We start from the raw sequence: 12,828 nt of genomic DNA on the forward strand, positions 1-12,828 counted from the left end.
TTACGTATCGACTAGGTCCGGGCTGAGGCATCGGGCGGGAGTACCCCCGCGGTGGTGCCGTTCATTTCGGCCTGGAACCGGTGGTATTGCTCGAGGTGGCCGGGGCGGCGCCGGACGAGCGCCCAGCCGATCCCGAGGATCACGAACCACAGCGGGAACCACACCAATGCGGTCGCGGTTTCGGTTTCGGTGGTGAGCGTCCAGATCACGAATACGAAGAAGCCGAGTATGGCCCAGCACATCACCACGCCACCGGGCATCTTGTAAGCCGAATCGGCGTGGCGTTGTGCGTGTCGGCGCCGATAGACGAGGTAGCTGATCACGATCATCGTCCAGACGAACATGAACAGCAGCGACGAGATGGTGGTGATCAGGGTGAAGGCACCGATCACCGAACCGCCGGCGTAGAGCAGCGGGATGGCGGACAACAACAGCGCCGCGGTGAGGATTAGGGCCGGTGCCGGCACTCCGCGGCGATTGAGTCGACCGAAGATTCCCGGCGCGCTGCCCTCGTCGGCCAGGCCATAGAGCATGCGGCCGGTGGAGAACACGCCGGAGTTCGCCGAGGACGCGGCCGAGGTGATGACGACAAAGTTGACGACGGATGCGGCCGCGGCGAGTCCGGCCAAGGCGAACATGGTCACGAACGGCGACTCGCCACTGGCGAACCGTCGCCACGGGACGACGGAGAGGATCGCCAGCAGGGCCCCGATATAAAAGATCGCCACCCGCAGCGGGACGGCGTTGATCGCACGGGGGAGCGTGCGGCTGGGATCGGCGGCTTCCGCCGCGGCCGCACCCACCAGTTCCACTCCGATATAGGCGAAAAAGGCGATCTGAAACCCGCTCGCCAAACCGACGAACCCGGTTGGGAAGAACCCGCCGTCGTTCCAGAGATTCGCCAGGGCCGCCCGGTCGCCGTCGGGCGAGGTGAAGCCGGTGATGACCAAGATCGCGCCCACGGTGATGAGGCAGAGGATCGCCGCAACCTTGATCAGGGCGAACCAAAATTCCGTCTCGCCGAATTTACTGACACCGAACATGTTGATCGAGAGCATGACGGCGATAGTGACCAGTGCCGGCGCCCAGGTGGGTACGTCCGGCCACCAGAACTTGCTATAGCCGGTGATGGCAACGAGATCGGCGATGCCCGCGACGATCCAGGCGAACCAGTACGACCAGCCCATGAAGTAGCCGGCCGCGGGACCCAGAAGGTCGGCGGCACAGTCGACGAACGACTTGTAGTTCAAGTTCGACAACAGCAGCTCGCCCATCGCGCGCAGCACGAAGAAGACGAAAAACCCAATGACCGCGTAGACGACTATCACCGCCGGGCCGGCCAGCGAGATGGTGCGGCCGGATCCCATGAACAGGCCGGTGCCGATCGCCCCGCCAATGGCGATCAACTGAATGTGTCGGTTGGAAAGACCCCGATGAAGATGCGGCGTTGATTCGGTGGGTTGGCAGGTAGCAACATCTTCAGGCATCAATGAGCGTCCTCATCAGATCGGGGCGGAGCGGTCGAGTTTATAGGTACGAGCCCCGTTGCGGTGCTGCACTGAGGCGTTATCCCCCGAATGGTGGACACGGCATCAGCCGACTGCGGGACGTCGAGGCGTGCTGGATGGGTGGGCGAGGGTCGGATCGGCGGCGGCGGCCGGAATCCGCGGGTGCTTAGTGACGTGGAATGGCCGGGGCAACCACCCAGACCCGGCGCTCGGGTGGCGGCTGCCCCATGCCTGAGATGTGTGCTCAACTCAGCCCGCCGACGGTGGGTGAGGCATGACGGTGAGACGTACCCCGTAGCGGGGACCCGCACCCGCCGAACCTTTGCCTGGACCGGGCATCGGCACTCCGCCGACGATGTTGCCGCCCGCCTCCACGCTTTCCGGTTCGATCACGTCGCTGATGAACTTCGATGCGGTGGTGGGGCTTGTCGCCGGGGTGGCCCCTTCCCAGGTGTGGGGTACCGACAGCTTGCCGACCGTGCTGGCCTGAGCCAGACTCGCCGAAACCGGCCCAGCGCCGACCGAATTGGCCGCACCCGTGGTGGCGACGGTGGCCGCCGGTGCGGCGGCCGCGGGGCCAATCGCCCCCGCCGTCTTGGCCGTTGCCGCGAAGAAACTGGTAATGCCGGCGCCGAAGAACGGCAGGCCGAGGGTGTCGTAGAAGAAATTCGCGAACGGCGCGTACCACTCCAAGAACCGCTCGATGGGGCCGGCCGTCGACGATGCGGCCGAGGCCAACGGCGACGTAAGGGCTTGCAGCACACCCGGTACCTCCGAGATCAGCCGTGACAACGTGCTTTGTGCGGTACCGGCGGTGGTGGCGGCGGCCCGGGCGAGGGTGCCGGCTTGGGTGGCCGCCGCGGTCGGGTTGGTGGTTTGTGGCGGCGACACAAACGGTGTCACGGACGTGGCGGTTGCGCAGCTGGCGGCATAGGCGTACATGGTCGCGGCATCCTGGGACCACATCTCGCCGTATTGGGCTTCCGCAGCGGCTATCGCGGCGCTGTTTTGGCCCACCACGTTGGTTGAGATCAACCCGGTGAGCTCGGCGCGATTGGCGGCGATCTGTGGCGGCGGCACCGTTGCGGCGAAGGCGGCTTCGTACGCGCTGGCCGCTATGCGAGCCTTGCTTGCCGACTGCTCGGTCGCGGCGGCGGTGGCGCGCAGCCACGCGACATAGGGCCAGATGGAGTTGGCCATCGCTTCCGACGAAGGCCCGACCCAACCCTGGCTTTGCAGCCCGGAGATCACGGTCTCGTAGTCGTTGGCGGTAGCGCTCAACTCGGCGGCCAGGCCGCTCCACGCCGAGGCCACCGTCAACAAGGGTGACGAGCCGGGGCCGGAGTACATGCGAGCGGAGTTGATCTCTGGCGGCAGTATCCCAAAGTCCATTGCTATCAACTCCCTACCTGTGTGGCTGCCTGTGCCATCTGCTCTTCTCCTCGAAGCTTGGGTGCCTATCCGGCTTCCGGTGGGCGCAACATCACCGTCAGGCGGATGCCGTATCGGCGCCGAGCGAAGGTCGTTGCTCGGCTGTTGTCGCGCAGATTGGGAAGCAGGGCGTTGGGTGCTTGGGGGCGCCCGGCCGCGACGTCGATGCCAGAGATCGCGGCGCCCCCGGCGGTGGGTGCCGGTGCGGCGGTGGTCCAACTTGGCGGTACCGACATCGGTCCGATGGTGTCCGCCCGCGCGAATACGGCCCAAACCGGCGTGGCGGCAACGGGTGCTGCCAGTTGTGCGGCCACGGCGGTCGATGCCGCGGCCGCGGACGGCGCCGCCGCAGCATCTGGCAAGAGTTGTTGGGCAAACAGGGTGCCCAACTGGAAGATTCCCGCGCCGAAATAGGCCAGGCCCCAGGTGTTGACCAAGGTGTTCCACTCCGCGGTCGAGAGGATGGGCAGCCAATGCCCGGCCGCGGCTAGCGACGACGAGACTTGGGTAAGCGCCTGGATGGCCGACGAGGAGGTCGCCGACGCCGCGGTTTGGCTGGTCGCGGCGGCCTGTCCGGCCAATCCCGCCGGGTCGGTCGTGCGTGGTGGCCCGGGGAAGGCGGGTAGTGCCAGAAACGACGTCGAGGTGCTGGCGTAGCAGTACATCGCGGTGGCGTCTTGCGCCCAGAACTCGGCGTACTCGGCTTCGGTGGCCGCGATCGACGGCGTGTTCTGCCCGAAGAAATTGGTTGCGATCAGCCCCAGCAACCGGACTCGGTTGACTGCAATCGCCGGCGGGGGCACGGTCATCGCGAAGGCCGCCTCATAGGCCGCCGCGGCGGCCCTGGCCTGCATGGCGGTCTGTTCGGCGCGCGTGGCCATCGTGGTCAACCAGGAGACGTACGGCGTGACCGCGGTAAGCATGGCCGCGGCGGCGGGCCCCGACCACGGCAAGCTCGTCAATTGGGTGATCACGCAGCTGTATCCGCATGCGGTGGCGCCCAACTCGGTGGCCAGCGCATCCCAGGCTCCCGCCGCGGCCAGCACTGGTCCAGATCCCGGACCGGCGTAGATGCGCCCGGAGTTGATCTCCGGCGACAGTGAGCCGAAATCAGAGAGGAGCACGGGGACGGACACGTAGCCGCCGGCGTCGACCGGCGAGGTGTCAACGACCACGAGATCCTCCTCAACAGCGGTGAGTGCAGCCTCCTGCGACATCGCCGTCGTCGGATCAACGGGAACTATTGATCACCCGCAAGCAACAAGGCCCCGATTATATGACCAATAGAAACAATCGCCAAAGGCAAAGGTTCGGCACGATTTACTTGTGGCTCCACATCGTCGGGTTAGGGATGGGCTGACAAGACGTGTTCGGCCTGTTTGTCGGTGGACAGGCACAGCGAACAAACGTGAGCATCGTGGGTCTGGCAGGCCGCCATATCGGGTCGCTCGAAGTTCTGCCGGCAGACATGGCAATTCAGGTGCTCGGCGGACGGGTTGCCGTGCTCGTCGTACATGGGCAGCTCGATGCCGTCGTGGGTGCGTCGCAGGTAGTACTTGCCCTTGGTGGCAATGGCCAGAATTGGTGGCATCACCACGGCGACGCTGATCGCCACCAACGGCGAGTACGGGCGCAGCGTCTCACCCAGGCCGCCGAAGAACGCGACGATCGAAAGGCCCGCTGCCAACAGCATCGACCCGAAGCCAACCGGGTTGATGGCATACAACATGCCGCGACGGAACTCCGGTGTCTTCGGCGACAGGCCGAGCAGGAACTTGTTGAAGACGATGTCTGAGGCCACCGTCACCACCCAGGCCATGCCGCAGTTGGCGTAGAAGCCGAGGATTGTGTTGAGGAAGTCAAACATGTTGGCTTCCATCAGGATCAGGGCAATCGTGAGATTCACGCCGAGGAACATCACTCGCCCGGGGTAGTGCTTGGTGACGCGGGTGAATGAATTCGTCCAGGCCAGCGAACCCGAATACGCGTTCGTCACGTTGATCTTGACCTGGCTGAGCACCACCAAGATCACCGCCAATGTCAGCGCCAGCCAACCCGGCATGAAGTTGCGGTAGATCTGCATGAATTGGTGGACCGGCTGATTGGCGAAATCGGCCGCACCGGCGACGTTGGAGAGCAGATAGACCGCCAGGAACAGGCCGATGATCTGTTTGGCTGCGCCGAAGATGACCCAGCCGGGCCCGGCCAGCAGCATCCAGGCCCACCACCGACGTGAGTTCTTGGGCGTCCGTGGCGGCATGAACCGCAAATAGTCGATCTGCTCCGCGATTTGAGCGATCAGCGCCAGGCATACGCCCGCCGCCATCAGTGCGGAGCCGATGCTGGCCGTGGCGCGACCGTCCTTGCCGGCGTAGGCGAAGAACTGCGCGACCGACTCGGGATGGCTGATCAAGAGGTAGCCGAACGGGGCCACCATCAGGATAAGCCACAGCGGCGTGGTCCAAAGTTGCAGCTGTGAAAGAACTTTCATGCCATATATCACCAGCGGAAAGATCAGCAACGTCGAGAAGGCATACCCCAGCCACAACGGGATGTGCAGACCCAGGTTCAGGCCCTGGGCCATGATCGAACCTTCAAGTGCAAAGAAGATGAAGGTGAACGTGGCAAAGATGACGTTGGTCACCACCGACCCGTAGTAGCCGAAACCGCTGCCACGGGTGATCAGATCCAAATCGATGTTGTAGCGGGCCGCGTAGTACGCCAGTGGCAATCCGGTGGTGAAGACCACCGCGGCGAAGATGGCTATGCCCCAGAGGGCATTGGTGGTTCCCCACGTGATCCCGATATTGGCGCCGATCGCGAAGTCGGCCAGGTAGGCGATACCGCCCAAGGCGGAGATCCCGACGACCGCCGACGACCACCGGCGGTAGCTGCGCGGCGCAAACCGCAGCGTGTAGTCCTCGAGGGTTTCCTTGGCCGCCGTGACTTCAGCGAGATCCACAGGGGCTGAGGGTGATACCTGCGATACGTCGGTATCCTGCATCGATCCTCCTGGGCGCAATCGCCGGACAATGGCGCATCAGAATCGCCACGGCGCGCATCGCGCACTTGCCTTCGTGTACAGCGGCAAAGAGAACCTTCGTTGGCGCGTTCGGTACGCCTCGTTGAGGTTCAGCGTGATCGTAACCCTGGTCGCAGGGGTCTGCCACCGGAAGCGTTCCGGTACAGGCAAGCCCAAGGGCTTGCCCAGTCGCCTCACAAGCGCGCCGAATCGGCTAGCCGCTTACGCAGTAACCGGAGAAGTCCGCCGGCGATGTTCGCGAGGTCCAGAGGGACGCAGGTCACCAGCGCTTCGCCCTCGGCTAAGCGCGGGTTGAGGGTCAGATAGAACTGCACATCTGGGTCGTGCATGAACCGACTCATGCGCGAGGCCGCCACGGGGGTGGCCGCCGAGCGCACAACCCACGGGTTCTCGCCGACTGCGACGTACCCCCTGCGCGCGCTGAATGTGCGCGCAAGCTCCTGTATCTGGACCGGCGTCGGGTACTTGCGGTTGGGGTAAGCCCTGGGAAATGTCGAAGGAGCCATGAGGTATGCCGCGGGCGACGAGCTACGGGTGCAGTAGAGCTGGAGCTACTCGACCGGTTGTGGCGGCTGGTGCCGTGCCTGAACTTCATTCACCTCGACGAAAACGGGTGAGGCACCTGCCACTTCTCCGCGCTCATTTTCATGTGAGGAACCTCGTCGTCCACGCCGCGACCGCGACCATCCCGGTACTTGCCAACGCCACCGCGACCCAGATCGGCGCGGTGCGATGGGCATGTTGTCGCGCCCAGGAATATTCGTTCATGGACATTCCGGCGAATTGCCTGCCCACGTCGAAATCACGGGCGAGAACGCCACAGCCAGGTGCTACGAGACGGCCTGCGACCCAACGTTGAACACCCAGCAATCGCTAGAGCTGGCCTTCCTCGTTGCCGAAATGCCACACCCAGGCGGACGCGGCCAATTGCGGGCTGATTCAGATCCGGCCCGCGACGAAACTGGCGGCTTTGTTGGTCAGGCCCGGAACGTAGCCGGTGTGGGCCTTCCACTGGTCGCCGTCCGAGCAGATCGGGTCGCCGGTGTTGCACAGGTTGAGGATCTTGCCGCCGAAATGCGGGCTCAGCGCCGTCATCAAGCCACCCGCTCGGCCCGATGGATTCCCGAACAGGGTGACCGCGGCCACGTGCTGGGCGGCTTGGGCCGGCAGCGGCTGGGTGAAGCCAAGGCCGGGAAGGGGGGCGGCGGTAACGATGTCGATGACCGCGGCGCCCTGGGAATAACCACCGAGCACCAGTTTGGTGTTGGGGCATTCATTCGTCATCTGCTGGACGTGGTCGCTGGCGTCGTTGGCGCCGTCCGCGGCCGCCAGGAAGTCCTTGTTGGCGGGGTAGTTCACCGCGTACGCGCCGATGCTCTGGTCGGTCTTCTGCCGTAGCGAGGCAACCATGGCGTTGCCTACCCGGCCGAGACCGGGTGGTTCGCCGGTGCCCCTGGCGAAAACCACCTGGACATCGGGGCAGGCCGCGGCTGCTTTAGGCACCAATGGAAACGCGAGCAATACCGCGCACGCCGCAATCGTGGTGGCCACCAACCCGGCACAGCCCCGTGCGAGTCGTGTTCGGCCGCGACCCGAGCGCGCCCACTTCTGTGCGTCCAGGGGAAATAGCCACATGGCGCAATTTTACGGGCTTGCTGACAGTGGGTCAGTGAGCGCCGACGAGGGTGCCTGTCGCCCCGACTGGGGTTCCGGGCGATGCCGTAGCGGGTCCGGGGGCCTGCGGAGCGGGGCCGGGCGCCCGCGGCACGGGCCCAGGCAACTGGACCACCGGTGCCATCGACGACGCGGCCAGCTTGGCCGCAACGAAACTCGCCGCTTGGGTGGTGTAGGTGGGGACGTAGCCGTCGGTGTGCCCGTTCCAATCGTTGCCGGGGCCGGAGTGACAGATCGGGTCGCTGGGGTTGCACAGGTCGATGGACTTGGAACCCAGCAACGAACTCTGGGTGGTCAATGATCCGCCGGAGCGGTTGGCCACGTTGCCGAACACCGCGACCGCCGCGATGTTGTCCGCGTACTGGGCGGGCAGCTCGTTGCCAAAGCTGATGCCGGCCAACGGGACTCCGGCCACGATGTCGATCACGTCGGCGCCCTGTGAATAGCCGCCCAGCACGATCTTGGTGTTGGGGCAGGAGGAGGCCATCGATTTGACGTGTGAAATCACGTCATTGGCTCCGTCGCCGCCGTGCAGCTGCAAACGGCTGGCGGGGTAGTTCACCGCGTACACACCGATGTTCTTGCCGGTCTGCTGGCGCAACGAGTCCACGAAGGCCTCACCCACCCGGCCGATGCCGGGTGGCTCGCTGGTTCCGCGTGCGAACACGACTTCGGCGTCGGGGCAGTCCGCTGCGGACGCCGACGGGATGGCGGTTCCAGTGATGCTGGGGGCGGCCAGCAGGCCGGTCGCGGTGACCAGAGCGCCGGCCAGCACGGCCAATGGGTGCTTGTTCACGCCGAAATTTTACCCGCAATCGGACTTCGTAAAACCTCGAACGAATCGGGCCCCGGCCCGGGCCTGTGGATGAACCGCAAAGAATGTCGCGTTCACCTGCCTAGCGTGGCGGTGTGGATGCGGGGGATTTTCGGGGCTGGCCGCCTGGCCGGCCGACGACGTGGCTGCAGGTCAGCGCCTACCGCTTTCTGGTCCGGCGCCTCGAGTGCGCGTTGCTGCGCGGGGGTCTGGACCCGGCCGACGGGCGCCCGCGGGCATCCGCGGTGGCATTGGCGGCGGGCTGCGTGCTTTCGGTCGTCGTCCTCGTGGGCTGTGTGATCAGCGCTTTGCTGCGGCCGCAGGCCGGGCTGGGCGATGCCCAGATCGTGGTGGGCCGCGAATCCGGCGCGCTGTATGTGCGCGTGGGCGATACCTGGCATCCGGTGCTCAACCTGGCCTCGGCCCGTTTGATCGCCGGGACCGACGCCAACCCAAAACCGGTGCGCGAGGCGGAGGTGATCCGCGCCAAACGTGGCCCGCTGCTGGGCATCCCGGGGGCACCTCAGTTCGTTGGCCAGTCGCTGCCGGTGCAGGAGTCGGCGTGGACGATCTGCGATACCGACCGTGGTGCGGCGACCACCCTGTTGGTGGGGCGTCCGGCCCAGCAGTCGGTTCGTCGCCTTGTCGCCGAGCAGACCATTCTGGTGGCGACCGAGTCGGGTTCGCCGGCGTATCTGCTCTACGACGGGCATCGGGCCGTGGTCGATCTGGCCGATCCCGCGGTTCGGCGGGCGCTGCGGCTGGAAGGCCGGACCCCCTACCGCGTCTCGCGGTCGTTGCTGAGCGCTGTGCCGGAAGTTCCGCCGATCAGCGCGTTGCGGATCGGCCACGCGGGCGAACCGGCGCTGGCCGGGAAACTCGGTTTCTCGGTCGGCACTGTGCTGAGTATCACAGCGGGTGGTGGCGCTGCGTACTACGTGGTGTTGGCGCAGGGCGTGCAGCGGATCGGTCAGGTCGCCGCTGACTTGCTGCGTTTCAGCGACTCGCAGGGGGCCGCCAACGCGATCGCGGTGGCCCCCGACGTGATCCGGGCCGCGCCCATCGTGGAGACGTTGCCGGTCGCCGGGTATCCCGACACGATGTCCGAACCGTTGGACGCCGGCGCCACCACGTTGTGCCTGAGTTGGGTGAGCGGGCACGCAAGTCGCCCCGACGTCGCGTTTCTGGCCGGCGACGGTCTGCCCGTGCCCGCTGGGGCGAGGGCGCTGCCCCTAGTCCAGGCCGACGGGCGCGGCCCCGCGCTGGACGCCGTCTACCTGCCGCCGGGCCGCAGCGCCTACGTGACATCGCGCGGGCTCTCCGGGGCGGGTCCCCCCCTGGGCCGGCGCTACCTCGTCACCGATGCCGGAGTGCGGTATCTGATTCGCGACGAGGACACGGCGCGTCACCTAGGGCTGTTGACTCCGACGGCGGCGCCGTGGCCGATGCTGGCGACATTGCCGGAGGGGCCGGAACTGAGCGGGGCGAACGCGTCAGTCGCCTACGACGTCGTCGCGGCGGATCCGCCGGTGCCGGCTCCCGGACCGGCCACCGAATGCCCGGGAGGCCAATGCCGCCAGCAACCCCACCAAGCAGATCGCTGATCCGCTCAATGCGGTAATCCGGGCCCGGCGATCCGGACGGGCGGGCGGCGTGGTGACCGGCGCGGCTGGGGTCGGCGAACCGGGCTGGGCCGGAGTCGGCTGCACGGCGGGGTCGCTGCTCACCGCCGCCAGCACATCGACGGTGCCGTTGCCGACGAAGGGATCCCAGCCATGGGGCGGATGATGGGCGGTCGAGATGATCCGCGCCATGACTTGGCGCGCGGTCAACGCTGGAAACCGAGCGCGAATCAGCGCGGCCAGTCCGCTGACCACGGGAGCGGCGTAGCTGGTGCCCGACAGCGGTCGGAAGCCACCGTGGTCGTCAAGACCGTTCACGGTTCCGTCGCCGACGGGGTTGAGCGAGGTCACGTTCTCGCCGCCGGCGGCGACGTCGACCCAGGGTGAGGCCAGGGTGAACGCCGAGGGCTCCCCGTTGGCATTGACCGAACCGACGGTCAGCACGTAGTCGTCGTACCAGGCGGGGCTGACGACGACGGTCGCGGTATCCCGGGATGTCTCGGGGCGCTGGGATGGGCACTGGGCGGCACCGCCGGTGTTTCCGGCCGCGGCCACGATGACGGCATTCTTCACATCGACGGCGTACGCCAAAGCCGCGCCGAGGGCTCGGTCATCGGGTGGGCTCTCGGCCGCAACACAGGCAATCGTCGAAATGTTGATGACCGATGCGCCCAGATCGGCGGCCGTGCGAACGGCTCGGGCCAAGGTGTCGACGTCGCCGACTCCGGTGCTGGAGCGGTTGCCGACGGGGGAGAACTTGGCGCTGGACTGGCGGATACCGATCACCGTGGCATCGGGAGCCACACCGCTGAACTGGTCTGTCGCGGAGTCAGGTGCGGCGGCGATGATGCCGGCAACGATGGTGCCGTGCGCATCGCAATCCTGGGTGCCGTCTCCGGTGAAGACATAGTCACCTCCCGCCACCAGGTGTGCCAGCCGTCGGTGGTGTGCCACCCCGGTGTCGATCACGGCCACCCGCTGACCGGATCCGCGAGTAAGCCGCCACGCTTCGGGTAAGTCGAGGCCGGCGAGTTGGGCGGCGGCCTCGGGTCGCTCGGGTGCCCAGGTAGCCGCCGCACACACCTCGCGCTGCCGGGTGCGGCTTGGCGGGCCTGGCGGCGCGGGTTGCGGCAACCACTTTTCGTCCACCGGGGGTGGTGTCACCGCGTGCACCGCCGGCATGGCGCACCAGCACGGTGCGGCTAGTGCACACGTCGCCAGCAGGTGTCCGAATCGCGAGGTCATGTCCACGTCAGTCCCAGGCCACCAACGGCGCTGAAGACACCGCAGGTCCAGCAGGCCAGCGGCAGCAGGCTGGCCGATGCGCTGAACTCCAGCGCATCGATGAGTCGACAAGCGATGGGCGAAGGCGGCCGGGTGGGCGCGATGAACCCCAGATGCAGCGCCAGGGCGGTCAATGCCGCGGTCAGGGTGGCGACCCACGGTCCGTGCTGGGCGAGGCCGGGGGCCGCGACAGCGAATGCGGCTGTGCCCGCGACATATCCGGCGATCAAAAACATCAACCGGGACCTCCCGTCGACCTGCGCGCGCGCACGTAGCAGCAACACCGCGCCGGTGACCGCGGTGAGTCCGATGGCGCGCTGACTGCCAAGCACGGCGACGACGGCGCCCAGGGCCGCAGCCGATGAGAATCCGCCATGCAGGCCGTTCAACCAGTGATCGGCCCGGGCGGCCCTGGTCGCCAACAGATCCGGGGCCGCCAACTCGGGTGCTTCCTCGGACCCGGGCGCTGCGGGAAGCTTTGGGGACAAACCTGCCACGACCATCGACACGCGGGCCGACACTTCCAGCGCAACCAGGGCGGCCAACGTGGTCAATGAGCCGACGACATACAACGCGGCGCCAGTGATCACACCGCATAGCGCGGCCGCGGCGATGACGATCGCGCAGCACATGACGGCGGTGAAGGTGACTCCACCACAACCGGTCAGCCGGATCGCCAGCGCCGCGGCGACCGACGCTCCCATCGCGGCGAGCATCAGATTCGGCACACCCAGCGGACCTGGAACCGCCAGCAGTGCGCCGACCGCCACGAACGTCGTGGCGATGACGTTCAGCGTGAACACCGCCGTGGGCTCCCGGCCGGTCCGTCGCGTCATGCCGGCGACGAGCAAGGCCAGGACGCCGGACGTGATCGCCACGACCGCGGTTGCCGCGCCGTGGCGGTCGGTGTTGCCCAGCGCGTCGCGAACCAGCTGCACGGCGCCGACCCCGCCAACCCCACCCGCGGTCAGCGCGCCGGTGAGTTCCTTGGCGCGCCGCGACGGCGGCCGGGTGCTACCGCGAAGCGTTGCCAGTACCGCCTCAGCGTCGTCGTCATGCGGCCCGGGTGCCGGCTCGGCGCTGCAGCGGTTCAACGCCAAGACGGTGCCGTCTCGAATACCACTTTGCGCCAAAGACTTTGACGGCGGGAGCGCCCCCGCGCCCAGCGGACACAACTGATAGCGCGTGGGCGCCGCGCCGATATCGCGGCCGCCCAGGCTCTCGACGATGGCGGGGATCAACTCGGCGACGGGTAGCGCCGCCGGTAGCGAAAGATCGACGACGGCAGTCCCGGAATGCACGGCGACACGGCACAATCCCGGTTCGGATCCAGACAACATCGGGCCCCCTGACAGGTGGATCACTGGCACGCTAGTTCGCCTCCGGCGCCGTCGTATCCGGTTGTGCACAGGCGACTTGCCGGCGCTCGGGCCGCTGCTTAGCGTCGTCGCA

At 66.9% G+C, this 12,828-nt stretch carries 11 protein-coding genes and 1 pseudogene; 2 read left to right on the top strand and 10 right to left on the bottom strand.

Going from position 1 to position 12,828, the window contains the following annotated elements; genetic code table 11:
* Nucleotides 1-11: 11 nt before the first annotated feature.
* The 6 genes from CCUG20998_RS05240 to CCUG20998_RS28880 all read right to left on the bottom strand — a co-directional run bounded on the left by CCUG20998_RS05240 (nucleotide 12) and on the right by CCUG20998_RS28880 (nucleotide 6,750).
* Complete coding sequence (locus CCUG20998_RS05240) at nucleotides 12-1,487, bottom strand: amino acid permease (RefSeq protein ID WP_036457313.1); 1,476 nt, start codon at nucleotides 1,485-1,487, stop codon at nucleotides 12-14.
* Between the two features lie 270 nt (nucleotides 1,488-1,757).
* Nucleotides 1,758-2,900 (bottom strand): PPE family protein, encoded by a 1,143-nt coding sequence (locus CCUG20998_RS05245; RefSeq protein WP_020731979.1) that lies wholly within the window; start codon nucleotides 2,898-2,900, stop codon nucleotides 1,758-1,760.
* 65 nt (nucleotides 2,901-2,965) lie between these two features.
* Complete coding sequence (locus CCUG20998_RS05250) at nucleotides 2,966-4,063, bottom strand: PPE family protein (protein ID WP_181005682.1); 1,098 nt, start codon at nucleotides 4,061-4,063, stop codon at nucleotides 2,966-2,968.
* Nucleotides 4,064-4,284: 221 nt separating this feature from the next.
* The gene (locus tag CCUG20998_RS05255) at nucleotides 4,285-5,943 is read right to left on the bottom strand and encodes a purine-cytosine permease family protein (RefSeq protein WP_103653747.1); all 1,659 of its coding nucleotides are present in this window, start codon (nucleotides 5,941-5,943) and stop codon (nucleotides 4,285-4,287) included.
* 212 nt (nucleotides 5,944-6,155) lie between these two features.
* On the bottom strand, nucleotides 6,156-6,311 hold the full coding sequence (locus CCUG20998_RS27615; protein WP_153234274.1) for a hypothetical protein: 156 nt from the start codon (nucleotides 6,309-6,311) through the stop codon (nucleotides 6,156-6,158).
* 316 nt (nucleotides 6,312-6,627) lie between these two features.
* Complete coding sequence (locus CCUG20998_RS28880) at nucleotides 6,628-6,750, bottom strand: hypothetical protein (protein ID WP_258035676.1); 123 nt, start codon at nucleotides 6,748-6,750, stop codon at nucleotides 6,628-6,630.
* Here CCUG20998_RS28880 and CCUG20998_RS29230 point away from each other — a divergent pair.
* A pseudogene (locus CCUG20998_RS29230) lies at nucleotides 6,745-6,885 on the top strand (3-deoxy-7-phosphoheptulonate synthase); the annotation flags it as partial. The gene CCUG20998_RS28880 and the pseudogene CCUG20998_RS29230 sit on opposite strands and share 6 nt — an antisense overlap.
* 36 nt (nucleotides 6,886-6,921) lie before the next feature.
* Here the strand turns inward: CCUG20998_RS29230 and CCUG20998_RS05270 are convergent.
* On the bottom strand, nucleotides 6,922-7,617 hold the full coding sequence (locus CCUG20998_RS05270) for a cutinase family protein (RefSeq protein WP_038578922.1): 696 nt from the start codon (nucleotides 7,615-7,617) through the stop codon (nucleotides 6,922-6,924).
* A gap of 31 nt (nucleotides 7,618-7,648) precedes the next feature.
* Nucleotides 7,649-8,452 carry a cutinase family protein gene (locus tag CCUG20998_RS05275; protein WP_012392985.1) on the bottom strand — a complete coding sequence of 268 codons (804 nt, stop codon included), beginning with the start codon at nucleotides 8,450-8,452 and terminating at the stop codon, nucleotides 7,649-7,651.
* A 113-nt stretch (nucleotides 8,453-8,565) separates the two neighbouring features.
* Here CCUG20998_RS05275 and eccB point away from each other — a divergent pair, with 113 nt between their 5' ends.
* Entirely contained in the window at nucleotides 8,566-10,074 is a 1,509-nt protein-coding gene (gene eccB, locus CCUG20998_RS05280) for a type VII secretion protein EccB (protein ID WP_038578924.1), read from the top strand.
* On the opposite strand, the gene mycP4 is transcribed toward eccB, so the two are convergent.
* Complete coding sequence (gene mycP4 / locus CCUG20998_RS05285) at nucleotides 9,964-11,337, bottom strand: type VII secretion system ESX-4 serine protease mycosin MycP4 (RefSeq protein WP_081651136.1); 1,374 nt, start codon at nucleotides 11,335-11,337, stop codon at nucleotides 9,964-9,966. The two genes, eccB and mycP4, sit on opposite strands and share 111 nt — an antisense overlap.
* On the bottom strand, nucleotides 11,334-12,716 hold the full coding sequence (gene eccD / locus CCUG20998_RS05290; RefSeq protein WP_050674484.1) for a type VII secretion integral membrane protein EccD: 1,383 nt from the start codon (nucleotides 12,714-12,716) through the stop codon (nucleotides 11,334-11,336). The genes mycP4 and eccD overlap by 4 nt, the downstream gene beginning before the upstream one ends.
* Between the last annotated feature and the right edge of the window lie 112 nt (nucleotides 12,717-12,828).

This window comes from Mycobacterium marinum (assembly GCF_003391395.1).
In the GTDB taxonomy this organism is placed as follows: domain Bacteria; phylum Actinomycetota; class Actinomycetes; order Mycobacteriales; family Mycobacteriaceae; genus Mycobacterium; species Mycobacterium marinum.